The sequence below is a fragment of the Campylobacter sp. MIT 12-8780 genome, from assembly GCF_006864535.1.
Taxonomy (GTDB): domain Bacteria; phylum Campylobacterota; class Campylobacteria; order Campylobacterales; family Campylobacteraceae; genus Campylobacter_D.
The window spans coordinates 123,099-147,102 of sequence record NZ_QHLL01000002.1 but is presented as its reverse complement, the minus strand read 5'-3'; the positions used below and the strand labels follow the sequence as shown (position 1 = coordinate 147,102).

Here is a 24,004-nt window from a genome sequence, read left to right as displayed (position 1 = left end):
ATTTATACATTTTCTTATATTTTTACACTCTTTTTTATACAAAAAACACAATTCAACATAAGGAGAATACATGAAAAAATTTATTAGCAACGCTGAAATCAGCTCAGGTTTAGGTAGCCCTGATGAAATTTGGGAACAAATTTACACACATAAAGAATGGGGCAAATACCCAAGCGAAGCCATTATCCGCTTTATCGCTAGAAATTTTTACAATGCAAAAGATAGAAACAGCGTAAAAGTACTCGAACTTGGGCTTGGCACAGGAGCAAATTTGTGGTTTTGTGCAAGAGAAGGTTTTAGGGTAAGTGGGATTGAGTGGAGCAAAAGTGGGATTGAAAGATTTGAAAAAAGAATGCAAGAAGAACATTTAAGCCAGCAAATTGATACTTTGCTACAAGGTGATTACGCACAAAAACTTGATGAGCTTGAAGATGAAAGCTTTGATGCTTTTATGGATTCTTATTCACTCGCCTATAATGATTTTGAAAAAACAAAAAATATCATTGAAAAAGCAGTAAAAAAGCTTAAAAAGGGCGGAAAATTCCTCTCCATTACCCCAAGTGCAAATAATTTTGGCTTTAAGGAAGATAAAAGCTTAGGACATCACTGCTGCCGCCCAGTTGAGGGAAGCGATGCTTTCACAGGCGTGATTCGCTTTTGCGATGAAAAGGACATTAAAAAGCTTTATGAGGGCAAGGACTATGAAGTGCAAAGCATTAGCAAGCTCACGCACTCAAGTAAGGGCGTTGTGGAAAATGACTTATTTATCATTACAGGGGTAAAACATGGCTAAGCAAATTTGGGAGGATATTTTTTCAAGCAGAGAATGGGGCAAATACCCACCAGAGAACCTTATCCGCTTTATAGCTAGAAATTTTTATAAAGTTAAAGATAGAAACAAGGTTAAAATCCTAGAACTTGGGCTTGGCACAGGAGCAAATTTGTGGTTTTGTGCCAGAGAAGGTTTTAGGGTAAGTGGGATTGAGTGGAGCAAAAGTGGGATTGAAAAATTTCAAAAAAGAATGCAAGAAGAGCATTTAAGCCAGCAAATTGACACACTTTTGCAAGGTGATTACGCGCAAAAACTTGATGAACTTGAAGATGAAAGCTTTGATGCTATCATCGATGTAGCTTCTTTAACCTGCAATGATTTTGATAAAACAAGGCTGATTTTTAGCAAGCTTATCAAAAAGCTTAAAACTAAAGGCAAGTTTTATTCCTCGACTCTAGCTAAAGGACTTTTAGGGTATGATAAAACCAAGCTAGCCTTTCAAGAGCCAAAAGAAGGCATTTACACTCATGTTGGCTCACTTCGTTTTGAGGATAAAAATAGCCTAAAAAGACTTTATAAAGATAAAAATTTTAAGATAGAAAACATACTTACAAGCATATTACAGCAAGATAAAACGATAATTGATAAGCTTTATATAGTAGAAGGTGTAAAGATGGGGGGGGGGCATTGTGTTGATCACAGCTCTTTACACACAACCTCTACAAAGAAAAAACGGCTCACATCTGTCAAAACAAGAGCTTTGGAAAATGAGTAAAATTTCACTTCAAAGCTTTTTAGATACTCATCATCAAAAAAAGCTATCGTATGAGCACGATATTTATTTTAAAGCAAGCTATGCAAGGCTTTATGGGGAAGTCTTTGAGTTTGAGTTTAAAAGCAAGGGCTTTGTTTTTAAAAGCTTGGGCATTAAAAGCAAGATTGCAAATACACCATTTTTCGATCTACAAAGCCCATATGGCTATAGTGGTTTTTATGCAAATACTGATGATAAAGCCTTTTTAACTCAGGCTTTAAAAGCTCTCAAAGAAAGAGCCTTGAAAGAAAAGATCATTGCTTTTTTCGTGCGTTTTCACCCTTTTGATGATAATTTATCCTTGTATGAAAATGAGCTTGAATTTTTCAAAAAAGATAAAAAAATCGTCCTAGTGCCTCTTGAAAATGGCATAACTCACATACGCTCAAATTACAGCCCTCGCATTAAAAGCTATGTTAAAAAAGCAAGAACTGAAATTAAGATACAAGAATGCTTTAAAGATGAAAATCAAGCTTTTATAGAGCTTTATACACAAACCATGCAAAGAAATAAAGCTGGGAGTTTTTATTATTTTGACAAGACATATTTTGACGCACTTTTTGATTTTGAAGAATACAAACTTTTCAAAGCCTTAGATAAAGAAGGCAACAAAGCCTATGCTTCTTTTTTTATGAATGAAAACTTTGCGTATTATCATTTAAGTGCAAATTCCAAGCATTCAAACGCTAGTGCTGCTTTACTTGACTTTGCTTTTGAATACGGATCTAGCAAAGGAGTGAAGTTTTGCATACTTGGAGGAGGTATGCAAGATGATGATAGTTTGTATTATTTTAAAGAACGTTTTTCTACACTTTGGACTTATTTTTGTATAGGGGGAATGATTTTTGATCACAATGCTTATACAAACTTGTGTAAAAATTATAAAAATTCTTATTTTTTAGCCTATAGACAGGGGGGGGGGCATTAAATTCCTTAAGCTTCATTCCAAGGCATATTCCTCATGAAAAAAAGGAGTGTGCATGAATAAGCTTATCTTAGTTGGCTCAGGTGGCTTTGCTAAAGAGCTTTATCAATACCTTCAAAACACCGATCATGAAATTTTAGGCTATATAGACAAGCAAAAAAGTGCTTTTTATGAACTTTCTTATTTGGGCGATGAAGAAAGCATTCATCAAAGCTTTTTTAAAGAGGCAAGTTTTTTACTTGGTATAGGACAAGTTGAGTTAAGAGCCAGTATCATCGCTAAGCTTAAGGCTAGAGGGGCGAATTTTTTTAGCTTTATTCATTCAAGTGCTATTGTGGCTAGTGATGCTTTGCTTGGTGAGGGCGTAGTGCTTTGTCCAAATAGCATGCTTAATGCTGGTGCACAACTTGAAGACTTTGTGCTTTTAAATATCTATGCTTCAGTGGCTCATGATTGTGTGGTAGGTGAAAACTCAATACTTTGCCCTTATGCTACCTTAAATGGAGAAGCCAAAACAGGTAAGAACTGCTTTTTAGGCACTGGCGCAAGTTTGCTGCCTAAGGCTAGACTTGGAAATAACTGCGTTTTAAGCGCAGGTGTTATGCTTTCAAAATCATACAAAGATAATCAGCTCATATTTAATTTAAGAACTCTAAAGGTAAAAACAAAATGAAAAGGCTTAATATCTTAGCTTGTGGCACGATGGGAACGCAAATTAGCGCTTTATTTTATAATCTTGGCTTTGAAGTTTGCATTTATACGCACAAAACAAAACTTAAGGAGCTTGAGTTTCAAGCTAAAGTCCTTAGCAAAAAGCTTAATTTAGAGCCTAGTCAAAAGGGCAGTTTTTGTTTTTATACTCGTATTAAAAGCCTGCCTGAAGCACTTTGTATAGAGTGCTTGCCTGAAAATTTAGAGCTTAAACAAAGGTGTATAAAAGAATTTCAAAGCTCTCATGAAAGGGCTATATTTTCAAATTCAAGCTCTTTTTCAAGCAAGGATTTAGGGTGTGGCTTGCTTCATTTTTTTAATCCCATATATTTAAAACTCGCTGAACTTTATGATCCTAAAAATGAAGCTTTAGTATTGATACAAGAATTAAAAAAGCTTGATTTTTGTCTTATCAAGGCTAAGGGAAATAGAGGTAATTTAGCAAATTTGCTTTTATTTAATGAAATTGCAACTTTCTTTAAGATGATAGAAAAGCTTGATTATAGCTTGCAAGAATGTGAGCTAGTGTATGAAAAGCTTTATGAAAAAAGAGATATTTTAAGCATAATTGATATTATAGGCATTGAAATTTGTGATCAAATTTGTTTGAATTTACATGAAGATGATGAAAGTTTTTATTATCCACAAAGTTTTAAAAAAGCCCTTGAACTTGGCATACTTGGCAGGAAAAATAAAACCAAAATCAAAGACTTTTTACTCTCAATGAAGGAAGTTTAAAATGCACATACAAACACTAATACACTCAAAGCTTTTAAATGATGAAAGCCTTAAAAATCTTTTATGGGCTAAAAATATTGCTTTGCCTTTAAACTATGAGTTCATACTCATTGCTACTGGGCTTTGTGGCTCATCTGCTTTGGTGAAATTTTTGCAAGCTTGTAAGATAGGGCTTTGTGATGAGGACTTAAAAACAAGTGCTAAGGGACTTTATTTTGAGCATTTTAAAAGCCTTCAAACTCAAGCTTCATATAAAATCATCAGCTATATAGAGCATTGGAGTTTAAATTTAAAACAAAGGGCTAATTTCTTTGCAAGAGCAAGTAAAAAAGTGCCTGTTTTATTTTTAGTGCGTGATCCCATATCCATGCTAAAAACAGCTATCAATCACCCAAGTAGCGATAAAGCAAGGCGAGTTTTAAAGCTCAATGAAGATTTTAGCCCTATTTTAAATATGAAAAAATACTATATTAATGGCTTTGCGTCAAATGCTCTTAATAATAAAAAAATACTAGGACAAGCCCCAAATTTACACTCTTTGCCTAAGTGGATCAATGAGCTTATCTTTTGTCAAAATTTTTTTGTAAAAATTCTAAAACACCACAAAATCATGTATATAGACATGAATGAGCTTATGCCTGATAAAGCCTTTGATACCTTAAACAAGCTAGCTTTAGAATTTGCTTTTCAAACTCCAAAAAAAGATGAATTACTTTTTAAAGCAGAACTTAATGGCAAGCTCATTACTTATTTTCCCATTTTCTTAGAGCTTCCTTTAAAAAACAAAGCAGGCAAAGCCATCAAAATCATCTTAAGCACTCATCAAATTCATCCTTATTTAAAGCATTGTAATGAGCTTTTAGATGAAAAAGACTTAGCTTTTGAAAACATGCTTTTATACTTAGCTCAAGATGAGTTAGAACTTGTGCTTAAAGAAAATGAGCTTTTAAAGCAAATAAAAAGTTATTTACAAGATTTTTTAAAATCCTTAAAAGAGCGTATAAACACCGAGCAAAACAAGCTCTATAAAGAAGAAGATATTTTAAATTATCTTTTTGAAAATAAGGCTTTAAGTAAAAAATTATTTTATATTTTACAAAACAATCTTAAGCATATCAAGCAAAACAGGGCTGATATAGTAAGTTCTTGGAAGTATTATCAAGAATTCATGGACTTTGCAAAACATATCAAGTGATTGAAGTTTTTGCCGATTTACAAATTTATTTTAAAAGGAGAAAACATGCAAGTACAATATTGCTCAAAGTGTGTGATGCCAAATACTCGCCCGGGTATTAAATTGAGCGACATGGGGGGGGGGCATTACATTTGTTCAGCTTGTGTAAATCATGCTAAAAAAGATGAAGTTGATTATAAAGCTAGATTTAAAGAGCTAGAAAAGCTGTGCGATAAACACAGGCATAGAAATGGCAAATTTGAATATGATTGTGCAATAGCTGTAAGTGGGGGCAAGGATAGTCATTTTCAAGTGCATATCATGAAAGAAAAGCTTGGTATGAATCCTGTGCTTTTTAGCGTTGAGGATAATTTTACCATGACTGAAGCTGGCAAGAAAAACTTACGCAATTTAAGCGAGGAGTTTAAATGCCATATCATTAGTTTAAAACCAGATATTTTTACCCAAAAAAAGATTATGCGAAAAACCTTTGAAAAATATGGCAAGCCAACTTGGTTCATCGATCGCTTAATTTATAGCTATCCTTTTGCTATGGCAGCTAAGTTTAACACTCCTCTTTTGGTGTATGGTGAAAATGTAAGTTATGAGTATGGTGGCACAGATAGTGTTGAAACGCCTAGTGCAAAAGGCATTTTTTTAAATGGAGTGGCAAGTGATTTAGATATTCACGAGTTTTTAGATGAGGACATTAAAGAGCAAAATTTACAACTTTTCTTTGATCCAAACAAAAACAAGACTGATTTAGAAAAACTTGAGCCTATATATCTAAGCTATTTTGTGAAGTGGAATTCCTATCAAAACTATATCTTTGCAAAAAGCAGAGGCTTTACAGACTTACAAGGTGAGTGGAATAGAAGCCATTGTGCTGAGAATTTTGATCAAATCGACACCATAGGCTACATTTTACACGCTTGGATGAAATACCCTAAATTTGGACACGCTATGGCAAGCGATTATGCGGCTCGTTTTGTAAGATATAATCTTTTAAGTAGGCAAGAAGCTGTAAAACTTGTAAATGAAAGAGATCATAAGCTTGATAATAAAGTCGTAGAGGATTTTTGCACCTTTGTGGGTTATAGCAAAAATGAATTTTATCAAATTTTAGAAAAGCACTATAACAAAGACTTATTCTATCAAAACGAATATGGTGAATATAAGCTTAAAAACCCATTAATCTAAAAGGAGAAAAGATGACAAATTCAACTGAGGCTTATACAGACAAATACGACAAACAAGGCTATGGCTTAAGTTTTCCTGATGGACATATAGTGCGTTTTTATGAGAGAATTCTAAAATACAAGCTTAATTTTAAAGGTAAAACCATGCTTGATTTTGGTTGTGGTAATGGAGTGCATTCAAAATACTTTCAAAGCAAGGGTTACAAGCCCTTTGGCATAGATATAGTGCCAAGCTTAAAGCAAACTTATGAAAGTCTCACAGGGGGGGGGGCATTAAAAGGTGAGTGTCATATCATAGAAGCTAATGCGAGTTTTAAGCATTTATTTAGCGAAAAAATGGATTTGATTGTCGCTAATCAAAGCCTTTATTATTTACCTCGTGAGAATTTTTCTAAAACCATAGCTGAATTTTACGAACTTGCCAATGAAAAAGCCATACTTTTTGCTACTATGATGAGTGAAAAAAATTATTATTTTAAACACGCCTTAAAAGAAGCTCAAAATGGCTTAAGAGAAGTAAAGCTTGAGGGCAGACTCAATGAAACAAGTTATATACATTTTGTCAAAGACACCAAAGAGCTTTGCGAGCTTTTCAAGCCTTTTAAGCCTTTGTTTTTAGGCGAATACGATCCTATAAATTTTTATGACTTTGAAGGCAGTGCTCATCATTTTATCTTTATAGGCATAAAAGAGTAATGCTAAATTTCAAGGGCATTTTTTGCATTTTGCTTTAAATTTAGTTACAATTATATTTTAAAACGAAAGGTAGATATGCAAAAAACGCTCATTATCGCTGAAGCTGGGGTAAATCATAATGGGGATTTAAACATGGCAAAAAAGCTTATTGAAGTAGCTTGCGAGGCTGGGGCTGATTTTGTGAAATTTCAAAGCTTTAAAACCGAAGAAGTCGTCAGTCTAAATGCTCCAAAAGCTGCTTATCAGCTTGAAAATGCCCTTGATAAAAATGAAAGCCAATTTGAGATGATTAAAAAGCTTGAGCTTGATAAAAAGGCTCATTTAGAGCTTATTAAACATTGCAAGAAATGTGGCATTGCCTTTCTTTCTACCCCTTTTGATCTACCTAGCATTGCTCTTTTAGATGAACTAGGACTTGATATTTTTAAAATTCCAAGTGGAGAAATCACGAATTTACCTCTACTTAAAGCCATAGCAAAACTAGATAAAAAAGTGATTTTAAGCACAGGAATGAGTGATATAAACGAGATTGAAAATGCCTTAAACATTTTAATTCAAAATGGCACAAAGGCTGAAAATATCAGCATTTTACATGCTAATACAGCCTATCCAACCCCTTTTGAGGATATGAACTTAAATGCCATAAAAAGCCTACAAAAAACCTTTAGCAAACACAAAATCGGACTTTCAGATCACAGCCTTGGGATACATTGTGCTGTAGCTGCGGTGGCTTTGGGAGCTAGCATTATAGAAAAGCATTTTACCCTTGATAAAAACTTAGCTGGACCAGATCATAAGGCTAGCCTTGAACCTCATGAGTTAAAAGCTATGATAAAAGCTATAAGAGAATGCGAGCTTGCCTTAGGAGATGGGATCAAAAAAATCAGTGCTAGCGAAAAAGAAAATCTATGCATTGCGAGAAAAAGCCTTGTTGCAAAGAAAGAGATTAAAAAAGGCGAGCTTTTTACTGAGCTTAATTTAAGCACCAAACGCCCAGCAAATGGCATAAGTGCTATGCGTTATGATGAGTTTATAGGACGCAGGGCAAATAAAGATTATGAAAAAGATGAATTGATACAAGAATGAAAACAAGCCCTTTAAAGCCAGCAAGCAACAAAACGCAAAAAAGAAAAATTTGTGTGATTTCAGCAACAAGGGCGGAGTGGTATTTACTTTCAAGGCTTTGTAAAGAAATACAAGCTGATGAAAACTTAGAACTTCAGCTTATCATAACTGGAGCACATTTAAGCCAAAATCAAGGGCTAACTTATAAAGAGATAGAGCAAGAATTTAAAATCAATAAAAAAATTCAAATTCTACTAGCAAATGATGATAAAATAGCACTTTGCAAGACTATGGGCTTAGCTTTTATCTCTTTAAGCGAGGCTTTAGCAGAACTTAGTCCTGACATCGCCCTTATCTTAGGTGATCGTTATGAAATGCTTGCAGTGGCTAGCACCTGCTTGCTTATGCATATACCTTTGGCTCATTTATGCGGTGGAGAGCTTACTTTAGGGGCATTTGATGATAGTATAAGGCATGCCATTACGAAAATGGCTCATCTTCATTTTGTAAGCACAGCCCTTTATAAAAAGCGGGTAGAACAGCTTGGCGAAGAGAGTTCAAAAGTCTTTAATGTAGGCTCTTTAGCTGGCGAGCTTATTTTAAACACAAAGCTTTTAAGCAAAAAAGAGCTTGAAAAAAGCCTTAATTTTAGCTTTGATAAAAATATTTATCTCATCACTTATCACCCAACAACCTTAAGGCTTCAAAGCCTGCAAGATGAAGTTAAAATGCTACTTGATAGCTTAGATACACTTGAAAATGCAAGCCTTATTTTTACTAAGGCAAATGCTGATGAAATGGGGCTTTTTATAAATGAAAAGCTTCAAAGTTACTGCGAAAAAAACGCTCATAAAGCAAGGCTTTTTGATAATCTTGGCTCACAAAAATACCTCAGCCTGATGAAAATAGCAAAGGCTGTTGTAGGCAATTCCTCAAGTGGCATTAGCGAGGCTGTGTTTTTTAAAAGCCCTTGCATTAACATAGGCGATCGCCAAAAAGGGCGTCTAAGAACAATCAATATCATCGATACGCCCATGAATGAACTTAAAAAAGCCTTTGAAATGCTTGAAAATAAGGCTTTTAAAGCAAAATTACAAAATCTTAAAAATCCTTATAAAAACAAAAACGCAAGCAAAATGATTAAAGAAGTATTAAAAAAAGTCGATTTAAGCACAATTTTACAAAAAAAATTTATTGATTTAAAATGAGGATAGATGGATTTAAATGCCCTTAAGCTTAAGATAAACTCAAGCGGTAAAGAAGCCTTAAAGGTTCTTGGCAAAGAAAGAGCTAGGATAGCTTTGGTGATGAATGATGAGGACAAGCTCATTGGCGTTATCACTGATGCGGATTTGCGAAAAGCCTTGCTTGAGGGCTATGATCTCAACTCAAGCATAGAAAATATTTATACTCAAAATCCCAAAACCATCACTTCTAAAACAAGCAATGATGAAATTTTTGCCCTTGCTTCAAGATATGATATTTATGATTTTCCTGTGCTTGATCAAAAAGGTAGGGTTGTAAAAATCTTAAGCGTTGCAAAAATGCTTGAAACCAAAAAGCGAAGCAACAAAGTCGTTTTAATGCTTGGCGGACTTGGCAGCCGCCTAGCTCCACTTACAAACGATACGCCAAAACCCTTGCTTAAAGTTGGCTCAAAGCCCATTTTACAAACCATAGTTGAACGCTTTGCTAAACAAGGCTTTTGTAATTTTATCTTTTGTGTTAATTATAAAAGCGAGATGATAGAAGCGTATTTTAAAAATGGCAGCGAATTTGGCGTAAATATAGAGTATATACACGAGCAAAAAAGGCTTGGCACAGCTGGGGCTTTGTCTTTACTTGATAAGAATTTATTCAATGAAAGTTTTTTTGTAATGAATGGAGACATTTTAGCCGAGCTTGATTTTAACGCTATTTTAAAACAGCACAAAAGAAAAGAAGCACATGCGAGTATGTGTGTGAGAAAATTTAGCTATCAAGTGCCTTATGGGGTGGTAAATTGCGATGAGGAACAAATTCTTAGCATAGAAGAAAAACCGAGTTTTGAGTTTTTAGTTAGTGCTGGAATTTATGTTTTAGAGCCTGGAATTTTGGACTTTTTAAAGCAAAATGAGTATTTGGATATGCCTGATTTATTTAACCTGCTTTTAAAAGAGCAAAAAAAGCTAGTTAGTTATGAGATTAAGGATTATTGGATAGATATAGGAAGATTTGATGAATACCAAAGGGCAAATGATGAGTTTAAGTCCTAAAAGAGTTTTAATCATAGGCTTTGGAAGCATAGGAAAAAAGCATTTTTTAGCCCTTAATAAGCAAAACTTAAGCGTTGATATAGTCTCAAAATCAGCTGATTTTTCAAGTTTAAAAGCTGAATTTAAAGAACTTTCAAACCCTACCCTACTTGAAAATACACAAATTTATAAAAGCCTTAAAGAGCTTGATTTAAATACATACAAGCTTTTCATTATAGCAAACATTACCACAGCACATTTTGATACGCTTAGCTTTCTTGATAAAAAAGTGCAAGATAAAATCATACTTGTAGAAAAACCTTTGTTTGAAAACTATAAAAAATTTACTCCAAGTGGAAAAAATGAAATTTTCATCGCCTATTTACTTCGCTTTAATCAAAGCATTATGCGTTTAAAAGCACTTTTAGAAGAAGAAATTCAAAAGGGGCAAATGCCTTATTTTACAAGTTTTGTATGTCATTCTTATCTGCCTTCTTGGAGAAAGCTTGATTATAGGCAAAATTATAGTGCAAAAAAAGAGCTTGGCGGTGGGGTTATGCTTGATCTTTCTCATGAGCTTGATTTGGCTTTATTTTTCTTTGATAAGCTTAAACTTAGCTTTGCTCAAAGCAAGCAAATTTCAGAGCTTGAAATAAATAGCGATGATTTTGCTTTTTTGGCACTAAGTTCTAAAAAATGCCCTATAATTCATATCCAGCTTGATTATTTTAGCAAATTTAATCAAAGAGTGATACAAATTAGCACGCCCTCAAAAAGCTTTGAGCTCAATTTAAATGAAAATTTTATAAAAATTTATGATACAAAACAAAACTGCACCCTAATCAAAACCGAGGATAACACCATAAAAACACTTGAAAGCTTGCATAAAGCAGTATTTAAAAAAGATAAAAGGTTATGCTCTTTAAAAGAAGCAAAAAAGCTTTTAAAACTCATAAAAAAGGCAAAAAATGAACAATAATATACTTTGCACCATTTGTGCTAGAGCTGGAAGCAAAGGGCTTAAAAACAAAAATATTAAAAAGATAGAAGGGCTTGAGCTTATAGCTTATAGTATTATACAAGCTAAAAATTCAGGGCTTTTTAAACATATAGTCATTAGCACAGATAGCGATGAAATAGCTCATGTAGCCTTAAAATATGGAGGCGAGGTTTTTTTCAAAAGAAAGGCAGAGCTTGCAAGCGATAAGGCAGCTAAAGTGCCTGTTATGCGTGATGCTTTGCTTCAAAGTGAAGCGCATTTTAATACCACTTTTGATACCCTCATCGATCTTGATGCGACTGCGCCTTTAAGAAGGAGCGAGGATATAAAAAAAGCCTATGAGCTTTTTAAGCAAAGTGGCAAGGAAAATTTAATCACAGCTGTGCCTGCAAGACGCAATCCTTATTTTAATCTCATAGAAATAAAAGAAAATGGTGCCATTGATACAGCTAAAACTTATGCTTCAACTACGCGTCAAGATGCTCCAAAATGCTATGATATGAACGCAAGTATTTATATTTTTCAAAGACAAAGATTGCTTGAAAGTGATAGTGTTTTTGGAACGAAAACTGCTTTATATGTGATGAATGAAGAAAGTGCTTTTGATGTGGATAGTGAATTTGACTTTAAGATAGTTGAGTTTTTAATCAAAAGTAAAAAGCTTAAACAAGAGGAATTGTAATGCTAAGTAAAAAAGTGATTTTCATCGCTGGAGCATGTGGGCGTATAGGCACAGCACTTTGTGAAAAACTGCTTTTAGAGTGTAATGCTAGCCTCATTTTAGCTGATATTGATGAAGCAAAATTAAGCAAGCTCGAGCAAAACTTAGCTAAAAATCCTGCCCTAAAAGCAAAAATTCTAAGCACCAAGTTTGATATTACGAGCAAACAAAGCTTAAATGAGGCTATAACTAAGGCAAATAAGCATTTTGGCAAGATAGATGGCTTTGTCAATACGAGCTATCCTATGGGTAAGGATTGGGGCAAAACGCCTTATTATGAGCTTGAGTATGAGCAAATTTGTGAGAGTTTGAATTTGCATTTGGGCGGTTTTATGCTTGCAGCTCAAGAATTTGTAAAATTTTTTAAAGAACAAGGCTGGGGCAATATCATCAATCTTAGCTCTATCATGGGCGTATATGCGCCTAAATTTGAAAATTATAAAGATACCAATATGCAAAGTTCTTTAGAATACAGCGTCATAAAAGCTGGCATTAATCATCTTGGAGTATGGCTAGCAAAAGAGTTATTTAACACCAATATACGCGTCAATACACTCTCAAGTGGAGGCATACTTGATCATCAGCCTGAAAGCTTTTTAAACGCCTATAGAAACTGCTGTGCAAGCAAGGGCATGCTTGAAGCAAAAGATATAAGCGGAACAATAGCCTTTTTACTCAGCGATGAGAGCAAGTTTATAACAGGAGCAAATCTCATAGTCGCTGATGGCTGGGGGCTTTGATGATGGAAAATGAAGTTAGGAATTTATCATAAAATGAGCCAAAAGAATGTAATATACACAAAAAGCAAACTACAAAGAATAAAAAATGAAAATTTTACTCAAATTTCAATGGATTGCTCAGACTCTAGCTCGCAAAAAATAAAAAGGGCAAAAGATGAAATTTAATGAGGCACAAAAAGAACTTTTTCAAAAAAACTGCAAGGCATGTTTAAACAAACCCCTGATTAAAGAACTTAAAAAGATCAAAAAATGCTCTCGTTTTACACTTAAATTTGGCAATGATTCACTTGATATTAACATACAAGATAGCAAAGATAAAAGCCTTATGTATGAAAATGCCCTTGATGAACTTAACAGCAAGCTTGATGTATATCAAAAAAAATACCCCTTATATCCGGTGCTTTATTTTTACGGCTTTGGCAATGGCATACTTTATAAAGCCTTGCTTCAAAATCCAAATTTAAAACATTGTGTTGTTTTTGAAGATGAGCTTGAGCTGATTTTTTTGATGTTTCATATTATTGATTTTTCAAGTGAGTTTGAAAGCAAAAAGCTTCTTATTTTTGCTCCTAAGCTTACAAAAATGAACGATTATCACACCATTTTTATTTCTGATCCCTTTTGCAAAATGTATAAAGCTTATTTTTTAGAGCTTCATAGTCATTATTATGAAAAGAAAAGTGAAAAGATCATTGAGCTTAACAAAACTCTTGTAGCCGCTCAAAAACAAACTGCTATAGAGATGGGTAATGATCCTCTTGATGCTTTACAAGGCTTAGCGCAACAAGTTTATAATCTCCCAGCTCAGCTTACTCACCCAACAAGCAAAAAGCTTTTACAAAAAAGAGGAAAACAAGTTGGCAAATGCGCTTTGATCGTCTCAACCGGACCAAGTCTAAGCAAACAGCTTCCTTTACTTAAAAAATACCAAGATAAAGTCACTATCTTTTGTGCGGATTCTGCTTATCCTATACTTGCTCAAAATGATATAAAACCAGATTATGTATGTATGCTTGAAAGGACTGATTTTACAGCTGAGTTTTTTAACCATGATTTTAAAGAGATTGATAAAAATATCATTTTTGTGCTTTTAAATTTAGTCCATCCTAATGCTGTAGCTTACTGCGAGCAGTATAATAGAAATTATTTGCTTATGCCTAAAAAACTTCACTTTTGTGAGTATTTACATTTTACGCAGTTTAAGCATATAACTGGTATGAGCGTAGCTCACATGGCTCAAGAACTTGCTTTTGGTTTAGAATACACAAATATTATTTTTATAGGACAAGATTTAGCATACGCTGATGATGGCAGCTCGCATCCAAAAGACTATCAGCATTCTGCAAATTTTGAAAGCTCAATGTATGAAGATGATATGCTTACAAATATACCTGCATGGGGAGGGACAAAAGAGGTAAGAACTCATCACATTTGGCTTGCATTCAAAGATATCATCGAAAGAAATATCATAGTGTATAAGCTCAGAAATAAAAAGATCACATTTTATAATGCCACAGAAGGTGGAGCGAGGATAGAAGGCTGCACGGAAATACCTTTTAAAGAAGTCTGTGAAAAATTTTTTCAAAAACAAGAGCCCAAACATTTTGAAAAACTTGAACCTTTAAGCTTGACAAAACAAAATGAACTTCTTTTAAAAGCCTATGCGAAGATCAAAAAAAGTATCGTGCTTTGCGAAGAGATGATTAAAAGGCTTAAGGAAATTTTAGAAGCATGTATTGAAGAAGCTAAAAATATCGATACAAACAAAACCTACGAAGAAAATAAGCTCATATTTAGCACACTTTCAGAGCATATCGATGAGGCAAAAGAAATCGTTGAGGATAAAAAGCATTTCGTTTCAGCCACTGAAATTTTATTCCCCTTGCTTAATCAGTTTGAAATCAATATCGCTCCGCTGTTTGTTTATAATCCACAAAATGAAACAGAAAAACAGCAAAAAATGATTCTTTGGCTTGATAAACATATATCATGGATAAGACTTGTTGGTTCTCATCTTGAAGCTCAAGTTAAAGCCTTGAATGAAAACTCAAAGCCTTTAATTAGCCTTTTACAACAAAGAGGACAAATTTTTGAAGCGAAAGTGAAGATGATTGATGAAAAAGCACAAAAAGGAAAATCATGCCTCATGTTTTACTAAACAAGACTTTTACTCAAAACCTCAACGCTATTTTTAGAGTCGATCAGCCTTTGAGTGTGATGTTAAGGCAAATTTCAAAACTTGTGAAATTTAAAAATGAAGGGAAAAAACTTATCTTTTTGCCAGAAAATGAGCTTGTGTATGAAGACTTTGAGGCTCATTTTAAAGAAAAAAAAGAGTATTTTGATCAAAACTTTGCAAAATATCCTGTGATGTTTTTTTACGGGCTTGGTAATGGTATCTTGCTTAAATATTTACTTAAAAACAAAAAGCATAAAAGAATTATCGTCTTTGAAAGCGAACTTGAGCTTTTTTACCTTGCTTTGCAAGAGCTTGATTTTAGCAAGGATATAGAACAAGAAAGGTTGATATTATTTTATACACCAAACCTTAATCCAGCGCAATTTCAAACTCTTTTTGCTTATCCTGATATAGAAACTTCACTTAAAACTTATAATTTTCATATTCAATGTGAATTTTATGAAAAGCATTATAAAAATGAGATAGAAAAAATTCATCAAGAACTCATAGAGCAGATCAAATTTAGCTTTTTAAAAAGAGGAAATGATCCGCTTGATTCTATCATTGGTATTAAAAATATCTTGATTAATCTTCCTAAGATGTTAAGGCACGGTATTTTCAAAGCTTTCTTAAAACAAAGATTTAAACAGGTTAAAAATGCTATCATTGTCTCAACCGGACCAAGTTTAAGTAAGCAACTACCTTTGCTTAAAGAATATGCAAATAAAGCAAGCATTATGTGTGCGGATTCTGCTTATCCTATACTTGCTAAAAATGGCATTAAACCGGACTTTGTTTTTATGCTTGAACGCACGGATTTTACGGCTGAATTTTTTAATAATGATTTTAAAGAATTTGATGATGGGATTTTATTTATCCTTACTTCAGTGGTGGATAAAAACGCTACAAAATACCTTGAAAAAAATAACAGAAATTATATGATCGTTTCTCGCCCTTTGCTTTTTGCAGTAAGTTTAGGGCTTGATGAGTTTGGTTACTTAGGTGTAGGACATAGCGTGGCAAATATGGCATACGAGCTCGCAGCAGCTTTAAGGCATGAAAATATCATTTTTATAGGACAAGATTTAGCATACGCTGATGATGGCAGCTCACACCCAAAAGACTATCAGCATGGAGCTGAGTTTGAAAGCGATCAAAGGCGTGATCTTTACACGCTTGCATATGGACAAAAAGGACAAGTAAGAACACAAATCACTTGGAATTTATTTAGACACGCTTTAGAAAGTGATATAGCACTAAGCAAGCTTAAGCTTGGTATAAACACTTATAACGCCACTGAAGGCGGCGCACACATCAAAGGAAGCATAGAAAGACCTTTTAAAGAGCTTTGCGAAACACTTTTAAAAGAAAATGTGCAAAAACCCTTTGCCATGCCACCAAGATATGATGAAAACAAGGCTAAAGCGCTACTTAAGCAAAGCAAAGAAGATTTGCAGGCAAAGGTAAAAAAAGCTGATGACTTTCTTGAAGAGATTAAAAAAGAACTTGAGCTTTTGCAGAGCTTGTTGCCAAGGGATTATGTTTTTGAAAAGCTTGATTTTGAGGCTTTAAAAAAGTCAAAAGAAAGACTTTTAAAACTCATTCAAGTGCTTAAACAAAAGGTTATTTTTACTGAAACCTTGCATGCTGTGTATTTTCACAATGAATGCGAACTTGTCCGCCTTGAAAGCGTGATGAGCAAAAACGAACACGAAGAAAAAGAGCTTTTAATCCTTTTTTTAGAAACGCAAGGACGATTTTTTATCGAACTAGGTGAATATATCTATACACAAAACAATGCCATTTTAGAATGCATAAAAGAATATACTATTTAAGGAGAAGATATGCAACAAACAACTTTATTTGAAAAGAACATTGATGCTTTAAAAGGCGTATCTTACAAAGAACTTAAAGATGAGCTTTTAAAGATAAAAGTCGTGCATAAATTCAAATACGAATTTGATCCTAAAGACACTTTAAATACTAACATCATTGATCTGCAAACACAAAGAAAAATGTATCAAGCACCACTTCGCGAGCTTGAAGAAAGCTTAGAGCCTTTTAAGGACGAGTTTAAACGTTATGATGCCTTGTTTTTTTATGGCATGGGTAATGGCATTTTATACAAGGTTTTAGCACAAAATGAAAAGCACAGACGCATTGTTATTTTTGAAAAAGAACTTGAGCTTATTTATATGGCTTTTAATCTCATTGATTTTAGCGAAGCCCTTTTAAAAGGACAAATTATCATCATTTATACTCAAAATTATGATTTTAACCTAGCTACAGATATTTTTTCTTTGCAAGGCGTGGTGTTGTTTTTAAAACTATATAACTTGCGTATTCATTGTGCATATTATGAAAATCAAAGCAAAGAACTCAAACATATCAACGAAATCAACTTGCAAGCCATTCGATCAGTTACCCTAAAGCATGGCAACGATCCAGCCGATGCACTCATGGGCATAGAAAACTTTACTTTAAATTTACCCTATATGCTTACACACCCTACTTTTAAAGAACTGCTTAAAAAACGCAAAAACAAAGGCAAAAACGCTATCTTTGTAGCTACTGGACCAAGTTTAAGCAAACAATTTGACTTACTTAAAAAATACAAAGATAATGCCGTGATCTTTTGCGCTGATAGCTCTTATGCTTTACTTCACAAACAAGGCATAAAACCAGATTATGTTTTGTCTTTGGAAAGGGTTACAAACACTTCAAAGCTTTTTGATAACGATTTTGGCGAATTTGATAAAAATATACTCTTCATACTTTTTGTTCTAACACACCCAAATACGATTAAAAATCTTGAAAGAAACAAAAGAACTTATATGCTTACCCAAAGAAATCTTGCGTATTCAAGTTATCTTGATCTTAAGGATTTTGGCTATTTAGGCGGTGGAATGAGCGTGATGAATATGGCTCACGAACTTGGTATAATGCTTGGCTATAAAAATCTTTTTTTTATAGGACAGGATTTAGCTTATAACGAAGAGGGTAAATCACACCCAGATGATTATATGTTTGCCAAATTTGGTGCAAGCGCAAAAAGCAAAAAAAGAGATGATCTTAAAGTTACAGCTTATGGGGGCAAGGGCGAGGTTAAAACCAGTGAAGTATGGATGCTCTTTAAAGGCTTCTTTGAAAACCTCATCGCCAAACAACCAAAAGATGTAAAGTTTTACAACTGCACTGAAGGTGGAGCAAGGATAGAAGGAAGCATAGAAATGCCTTTTAAAGAAGCTTGCGAGCAGTTTTTAAGCAAAGAAGTAAAAAAACGCTTACCAAAGCTTCAAAAACCAAGCCGCAAAGAAAGCAATGAATATATGCTTAAAGCATATGAAAAGATCAAAAAGGGTATGCGAACAAGTCAAAGATTTATCAAAAAATCTAAAAAAATTCAAAAACAGCTTCAAGGACTTACCAGAGGTGTGCAAAAAAGCACGCTTGATGATATAAATAAAAGTATTGATGAGATCAAAAAAGCCTTTGATAGCAAAAAAACGCTTTATTTTAAAGAACTCTTAGGACCAAGCTTGTTTCATCAAGAACTTCAATCAGCTCCTCTTTATGTCCAAAATTTCAACAACGAAGGCGAACGACAAAACAAGCTTATGGCGTGGATTTTCTCTCATGAAGCTTGGCTTGAAGAAATCATTGATTTTTTAAGTATTATGGAAGAAAAGATGAAAGCTGATATCGTGCCTTTAAGAGAAGCTTTGGAAAAAAGAAAGCTTTTATAAAAAGGGTTTCATTGCAAGCCATATTTACACGGCTTGCAATCCATACAACAAATAAACTACAAAACAACTTGCTTAAATTCAAAAATATTTTCAAAAACACTCAAGTTAATTTTCACTTTGCCGATATAGAGATTGAATCTTTTCAAAATATTGCTTAAAAAAGTCAAGTCTAAGGCTTGACTTTTTTTTTAATCTATTTTATTTTTTTACACCAATTTAATTTAAAAAATCAAATTCTATTTATATTTTGCTTATACTGCACTTTGTTATATCCCTTTCAAATTCCTTATTTTAGGCATAAAATTAAAAGTTGGAACACTTCTTGCTTTAAGAGGGCTAAGCAATATTTTGAAAGGATTTAAAATGAGTTTAAGAATAAACACGAACATTGGTTCGCTTAATGCTCACAATGCGTTAAATATGACTTCTAACGCACTTGACAATTCTCTTAACAGGTTAAGCACAGGGCTTAGGATCAACTCAGCCAAAGATGATGCTTCAGGTTTAGCCATCGCTGATCAGCTTCGCTCTCAAGCTTCTACGCTAGGACAAGCTATCAACAACGGCAATGACGCCATAGGTATACTTGCCACCGCTGATAAAGCGATGGACGAGCAGGTAAAAATCTTAGATATGATTAAGACTAAAGCAACACAAGCTGCACAAGATGGGCAAAGTCTTAAAACAAGAAATATGCTTCAAGCTGATATCAACCGCCTTATGGAAGAACTTGACAATATCGCTAATACCACCGTTTTTAATGGCAAACAACTCCTATCAGGTGGCTTTATCAACCAAGAATTTCAAATCGGCTCAAGCTCAAATCAAACTATAAAAGCAACTATAGGCTCAACTCAAAGCTCAAAGATCGGTGTAACAAGGTTTGAAACAGGAGCAACTATCACTGCTTCAGGACCTGCAAATATGACGATTTTAAATTATAATGGCGTTGATGACTTTGACTTTGCTGAAATTCAAATTTCATATAGCGTTGGCACAGGTGTTGGAGCTTTGGCTGAAGAGATCAACAGAGTCGCTGATAAAACAGGTGTTCGTGCAAGCTTTACCGTGCAAACTTATGGCACCTATCCTATACAAGAAGGAAAAACGAGTGCTAATTTTTCAATCAATGGCGTAGTTATAGGACAGATTGATTATAAAGCAGCTGATGAGAATGGACAGCTTATATCAGCAATCAATGCTGTAAAAGATACTACAGGCGTGCAAGCAGCCAAAGATGCAAATGGCAAGCTCGTTTTAACCTCAACTGAAGGAAGAGGCATAGTTATAGAAGGAAGTATAGGTGTAGGTTCAGGCGTAATTAACAGCCAATACTCAAATTTTGGACGCCTCTCACTCATTAAAAACAGCGGACAAGATATCGCTATATCAGGCACTGGCTTTGGCTTTACAGTAAGTGCTGGGGATTTTGTTTCTCAAAGCTCTGTTTCTTTACGTGAGTCAAAAGGACAAATCGAAGGTAATATGGCTGATGCTATGGGCTTTTTTGCATATCCGGGTGGAAGTAGATATATCATCACAGGCTCTTCATCAATTTCTGGCTTTATGAGTACTGCTGGTTCAGGCTTTTCAGCTGGTTCAGGTTTTTCTGTAGGTTCTGGAAACAACTATTCTGTTTTATTGGGTGATATTGGTGTATTTATCTCAGCCGCCTCTGCATATTCAAATGCCTATCAAGTTTCAGCAGGATCAGGCTTTTCACAAGGTTCTGGTTTATCAAATTATGCACCAATGAAAACGCTTGAGCTTGGCATAGCTGATAACACAGCCGGTGTAACTACGCTTAAAGGAGCGATGGCGGTAATGGATATAGCTGAAACTGCGATCTTAAATCTTGATCAAGTGCGCGCTGATATAGGTTCAGTCCAACAACAACTTGAAGTTACGATAACTAATATCAGCACTACACAAGTTAATGTTAAATCAGCTGAAAGCACCATACGAGATGTGGATTTTGCAAGTGAAAGTGCGAATTTCTCTAAACAAAACATACTCGCTCAAAGTGGTAGCTACGCTCTTGCACAGGCCAATCAATCACAACAATACGTGCTTCAACTCTTACAATAAGTTCAAATTTTGCTTCAAGCTTGCGACTTTTTTCGCAAGCTTTGTATCAATACGCTATATAAAAACCTAAAGAAAACTTGTGTAAATATCGGTTATAATCAATCAAACTTTCCCCATAGCCATTAAAATACTGCACATACAAAAACACTCCATTCCCCCAAAAATCAAAGCCCGCATCAAACTGCAACGCTCCTTTGTTTCGCTTAAAATTCAAGTTATTTCTCACAAGCACACTTGTAAAATAATCCTTCGCCAAATAACTCACAGCCAAATCAAAATTTCCCATATAACTTGTGATGTCTTTATTATCATCATCTTTTTCAGGCAGTCTATACCACAACCTTGGCGTGATAAAAAAGCGATCATAAACAAGCAAAGTGCTTATATACACTCTATTCCATGAGCGTGATTGAAGCTCGGTATCATCTTTGCCGTTTGATTCGTGAAGCAAGGATAAGCGGACATTTTTTAAATTTTCAAACCGATCTATATAAAGTGGCACAGAAACAAAAAATTCAGGCTGATAGTTAATCTCTCTAAAAGGCGAAGAGTCCTTATAAAGCTGCCACCAAGCAGTTTGTGTGTAAGCAAAATAAAATTTTTCATCAAAACCAAAAATATTTTCAAACAAGGGCTTTTTAAGGCTGATTTGAAATTTCGCTTCAGTGCGTTTGTGTCGCGGATATTTGCCTTTAAAAGTATAAGAAAAAGGTAAAAAATAATTCGCCTCATGCTCGCTGAGTTGCAAGAAATTCTCTCTTTTTATCTCGCCAAGATAATTTTGTAAATTTAAAACTGCCAAGTCCCTTTCTTCTCTTAAGTTTTGCTCTAATCTTGTGCTTGTTTCAGCCCTCACAAAACTTATAACTACACACACAGCGCATAAAAATTTAAAACATTTCATTTTTAAATCTTACATAACTTTCAAAGTCATTTAAATTCACAAAGGCTTCATCGTCCTTAAAATCAAGCACAAAAGCATCATTTTGCTCGCATAAGCTTTGAATTTTGTGTTTTTTTTGTTTTAAAAACTCAAGACATTTGCTAGATAAAGAACTATGATAAAAGCCGCACAAAGCGTGGATATACCCTTTGCTTCGTGGCAAGATGATTAAGGATTGATCAAGGTGCTTTGCAAGAGTAGTAATGTGCTCTTTTTCTATACTTGGCATATCAACACTGATCACAAAAACAAAAGTATCTTTAAAATAATCAAGCACACTAAAAAGTGCAAGCATAGGCGAAAACTCCACACCTTCAAGCTTTTTATCAAAAATAAGTTGTTTAAAATGAGCCTTAAATTTATCCTCTTTGCACGAAAGAAAACAGCTTTGAAAAAGCCTGCTAAGCCTTGAAAATTGAAATTCAATCAAGCTTTGATTATGAAAAGGCAAAAAACACTTATCTTGCCCCATACGACTTGATTTGCCACCACACAAAATCACACAAGGCAGAGTTTGAAGATCAAAGTGCATTTTTTTCCTTAAAATATAAATTTTGAAATTTTAAACATTTTACATTAAAATAACATAAAAAATACTCTATAATTAAAGTTATGAAATACCAAGTTTTAATCCAAATCGCAAATTATCTTAAAGCTTATAAAAAACTCTATTCTATCAAACGCATAGATGATAATGTTTTTAAGCTTGAGTTTAATAAACTCTGCCTCATTTTTGATCTAAGCCGTTTTAAAAGCGCTATTTATGAAGCTAAGCTTTTAGAAAAAAAATACAATGCCCCATTTGATTTTATGCTTCAAAAATACTTTAGCGGTGCTGAAATTTTAGATATAAAAGTGCTTGAAAATAATAGAGTCTTATGTTTTCACACTCAAATACAAAAAGCATACAAAAACTTTACAAACAAAATCTATTTTGAATTTACAGGCAAAAATACAAACGCTATCATCACCGATGAAAATGACATCATTATCGAAGCTTTAAGACATATCGAAAAATCCTACAGAAGCGTAAAAATAGGACAAAAACTTGAGCCTTTAAAGCCTTTTAAGATCGAAGAAAAAGCCTTTGAGATCAAAGACTTTAAAGCATATTTTGCTCTTGCTTTTAAAGAGCAAAACCAACTCAAAATCAATGCCCTAAAAGAAAGCAAAAGCAAACAAGTGCTGAAAAAAATCACCAACTTAAAAGAGCATTTAAGCAAGCTTGATGATGAAAATACACTTGAAAAACAAGCCCGAAATTATGAATACAAAGCCCAAGTTTTAAATGCAAATTTATATCATTTAAAAGACTATGAACGTCATTTTTCTTTAAAAGATTTTGAGGGCAAAGAGCTTTTTTTTGAGCTTGAAAATACTCCAAAAATGGAAGCTCAAAGGCTTTTTAAACTTTCAAAAAAACTCAAACAAAAAGCTAAAAATATCTTCATCGAAAAAAACTCACTGCTTGAAAAAATCAGCTTTTATGACAATCTTTTAACACTTATCACGCACTCAAACTCAAGCGTAGAGCTTGAAATTTTAGTGCCAAAAAAGCAAACAAATACAGAAAAAAAAGTAAAAAAAAGTGATGAGGGTGTGGCAAGTTTTTATTTTAATGAATGTAAAATTCTTATCGGCAAAAACGAAAAAGCAAATGAGTTTTTACTACACAACACAAAAAAAGATGATATGTGGCTGCATGTGCAAAACTTACCCTCCTCACACGCTTTTATCATCTCAAATAAACAAAAACTAAGTGAAGAAGTGTTACAATTTGCAGCGAAATTGTGTGTAAATTTCTCAAAGTTAAACTCTGGGGCATATTTAGTCGATTATACGCAAAGAAAATTTGTTAAAATAAAACAAAAGGCTTTCGTAAATTATACAAATTTCAAAAGCTTAAGCGTTTTAAAGGAGTAAAAATGCCAGTCAGTCCTTTAGGAAATCTTAATTTCATCAACCAAAATGTCGGCGCAGTATCAACTCAAGCAAGCAATGAAGCTGCTAAAGAAGGCTTTGCAAATATGGCAAATTTAGCTGAATTTGCTGCAAAAGAAAAAGCAGTTGAAAGGCTTGAAAAAGTCGCTCAAAGCCAAGAGGTGCAAGATGAGATTAAAGAAAGGGCTGATGAAGAAGAAAAGAAACGCAAGCACGCTAAAGAAGAGCAAGAACACAATGAAAAAGAAGAAGAAGCAAGTGAAGAAGATGAGTTTAAAAGCGCGCACAAGCTTCACAGACTTGATTTAAGCATTTAAG

At 34.0% G+C, this 24,004-nt stretch carries 22 protein-coding genes; 20 read left to right on the top strand and 2 right to left on the bottom strand.

Annotation, left to right across the window (positions count from 1 at the left end):
- The first annotated feature begins 70 nt into the window (after positions 1 to 70).
- The 18 genes from DMB95_RS02170 (at position 71) to DMB95_RS02085 (ending at position 20,802) form a co-directional block, all read left to right on the top strand.
- Positions 71 to 793 (top strand): class I SAM-dependent methyltransferase, encoded by a 723-nt coding sequence (locus tag DMB95_RS02170; RefSeq protein WP_142930729.1) that lies wholly within the window; start codon positions 71 to 73, stop codon positions 791 to 793.
- Positions 786 to 1,547 (top strand): class I SAM-dependent methyltransferase, encoded by a 762-nt coding sequence (locus DMB95_RS02165; RefSeq protein WP_142930728.1) that lies wholly within the window; start codon positions 786 to 788, stop codon positions 1,545 to 1,547. Before DMB95_RS02170 ends, DMB95_RS02165 begins: the two co-directional genes overlap by 8 nt.
- A complete protein-coding gene (locus DMB95_RS02160; protein ID WP_142930727.1) occupies positions 1,540 to 2,514 on the top strand; it encodes a hypothetical protein in 975 nt (324 codons plus the stop codon). The genes DMB95_RS02165 and DMB95_RS02160 overlap by 8 nt, the downstream gene beginning before the upstream one ends.
- A 52-nt stretch (positions 2,515 to 2,566) precedes the next feature.
- On the top strand, positions 2,567 to 3,184 hold the full coding sequence (locus DMB95_RS02155; RefSeq protein WP_142930726.1) for a NeuD/PglB/VioB family sugar acetyltransferase: 618 nt from the start codon (positions 2,567 to 2,569) through the stop codon (positions 3,182 to 3,184).
- Entirely contained in the window at positions 3,181 to 3,960 is a 780-nt protein-coding gene (locus DMB95_RS02150) for a 3-hydroxyacyl-CoA dehydrogenase NAD-binding domain-containing protein (protein WP_142930725.1), read from the top strand. Before DMB95_RS02155 ends, DMB95_RS02150 begins: the two co-directional genes overlap by 4 nt.
- A 1-nt stretch (position 3,961) precedes the next feature.
- Positions 3,962 to 5,155, top strand: coding sequence for a DUF2972 domain-containing protein (locus DMB95_RS02145; protein ID WP_142930724.1), 1,194 nt, complete (start codon positions 3,962 to 3,964; stop codon positions 5,153 to 5,155).
- A gap of 45 nt (positions 5,156 to 5,200) precedes the next feature.
- Positions 5,201 to 6,334 carry an N-acetyl sugar amidotransferase gene (locus tag DMB95_RS02140; protein ID WP_142930723.1) on the top strand — a complete coding sequence of 378 codons (1,134 nt, stop codon included), beginning with the start codon at positions 5,201 to 5,203 and terminating at the stop codon, positions 6,332 to 6,334.
- A gap of 11 nt (positions 6,335 to 6,345) precedes the next feature.
- A complete protein-coding gene (locus tag DMB95_RS02135; protein ID WP_142930722.1) occupies positions 6,346 to 7,029 on the top strand; it encodes a class I SAM-dependent methyltransferase in 684 nt (227 codons plus the stop codon).
- A 75-nt stretch (positions 7,030 to 7,104) separates the two neighbouring features.
- Entirely contained in the window at positions 7,105 to 8,115 is a 1,011-nt protein-coding gene (gene neuB, locus DMB95_RS02130) for an N-acetylneuraminate synthase (RefSeq protein WP_142930721.1), read from the top strand.
- Positions 8,112 to 9,302 (top strand): UDP-N-acetylglucosamine 2-epimerase, encoded by a 1,191-nt coding sequence (gene neuC, locus DMB95_RS02125; protein ID WP_142930720.1) that lies wholly within the window; start codon positions 8,112 to 8,114, stop codon positions 9,300 to 9,302. Before neuB ends, neuC begins: the two co-directional genes overlap by 4 nt.
- Positions 9,303 to 9,308: 6 nt before the next feature.
- Entirely contained in the window at positions 9,309 to 10,349 is a 1,041-nt protein-coding gene (locus DMB95_RS02120; protein ID WP_142930719.1) for a nucleotidyltransferase family protein, read from the top strand.
- Positions 10,312 to 11,307 carry a gfo/Idh/MocA family oxidoreductase gene (locus DMB95_RS02115; RefSeq protein ID WP_272482880.1) on the top strand — a complete coding sequence of 332 codons (996 nt, stop codon included), beginning with the start codon at positions 10,312 to 10,314 and terminating at the stop codon, positions 11,305 to 11,307. Before DMB95_RS02120 ends, DMB95_RS02115 begins: the two co-directional genes overlap by 38 nt.
- Positions 11,297 to 12,010 carry an acylneuraminate cytidylyltransferase family protein gene (locus DMB95_RS02110; protein ID WP_142930718.1) on the top strand — a complete coding sequence of 238 codons (714 nt, stop codon included), beginning with the start codon at positions 11,297 to 11,299 and terminating at the stop codon, positions 12,008 to 12,010. Before DMB95_RS02115 ends, DMB95_RS02110 begins: the two co-directional genes overlap by 11 nt.
- Complete coding sequence (gene ptmA / locus DMB95_RS02105; RefSeq protein ID WP_142930717.1) at positions 12,010 to 12,789, top strand: flagellin modification protein PtmA; 780 nt, start codon at positions 12,010 to 12,012, stop codon at positions 12,787 to 12,789. Before DMB95_RS02110 ends, ptmA begins: the two co-directional genes overlap by 1 nt.
- Before the next feature lie 154 nt (positions 12,790 to 12,943).
- Positions 12,944 to 14,947, top strand: coding sequence for a motility associated factor glycosyltransferase family protein (locus tag DMB95_RS02100; RefSeq protein ID WP_142930716.1), 2,004 nt, complete (start codon positions 12,944 to 12,946; stop codon positions 14,945 to 14,947).
- On the top strand, positions 14,929 to 16,803 hold the full coding sequence (locus DMB95_RS02095) for a motility associated factor glycosyltransferase family protein (RefSeq protein WP_142930715.1): 1,875 nt from the start codon (positions 14,929 to 14,931) through the stop codon (positions 16,801 to 16,803). Before DMB95_RS02100 ends, DMB95_RS02095 begins: the two co-directional genes overlap by 19 nt.
- A 9-nt stretch (positions 16,804 to 16,812) precedes the next feature.
- Positions 16,813 to 18,714, top strand: coding sequence for a motility associated factor glycosyltransferase family protein (locus tag DMB95_RS02090; protein WP_142930714.1), 1,902 nt, complete (start codon positions 16,813 to 16,815; stop codon positions 18,712 to 18,714).
- A gap of 363 nt (positions 18,715 to 19,077) precedes the next feature.
- On the top strand, positions 19,078 to 20,802 hold the full coding sequence (locus DMB95_RS02085; protein ID WP_142930713.1) for a flagellin: 1,725 nt from the start codon (positions 19,078 to 19,080) through the stop codon (positions 20,800 to 20,802).
- 46 nt (positions 20,803 to 20,848) lie between these two features.
- Here DMB95_RS02085 and DMB95_RS02080 read toward each other — a convergent pair whose 3' ends face one another.
- Positions 20,849 to 21,706, bottom strand: coding sequence for a phospholipase A (locus DMB95_RS02080; RefSeq protein WP_142930712.1), 858 nt, complete (start codon positions 21,704 to 21,706; stop codon positions 20,849 to 20,851).
- The gene (locus DMB95_RS02075) at positions 21,693 to 22,277 is read right to left on the bottom strand and encodes a molybdenum cofactor guanylyltransferase (RefSeq protein WP_142930711.1); all 585 of its coding nucleotides are present in this window, start codon (positions 22,275 to 22,277) and stop codon (positions 21,693 to 21,695) included. The genes DMB95_RS02080 and DMB95_RS02075 overlap by 14 nt, the downstream gene beginning before the upstream one ends.
- Positions 22,278 to 22,357: 80 nt before the next feature.
- Here DMB95_RS02075 and DMB95_RS02070 point away from each other — a divergent pair, with 80 nt between their 5' ends.
- Complete coding sequence (locus DMB95_RS02070; protein WP_142930710.1) at positions 22,358 to 23,668, top strand: NFACT RNA binding domain-containing protein; 1,311 nt, start codon at positions 22,358 to 22,360, stop codon at positions 23,666 to 23,668.
- A 2-nt stretch (positions 23,669 to 23,670) separates the two neighbouring features.
- Positions 23,671 to 24,003: a hypothetical protein gene (locus DMB95_RS02065; protein WP_142930709.1), complete on the top strand. Its 333-nt coding sequence runs from the start codon at positions 23,671 to 23,673 to the stop codon at positions 24,001 to 24,003.
- Position 24,004: the final 1 nt, after the last annotated feature.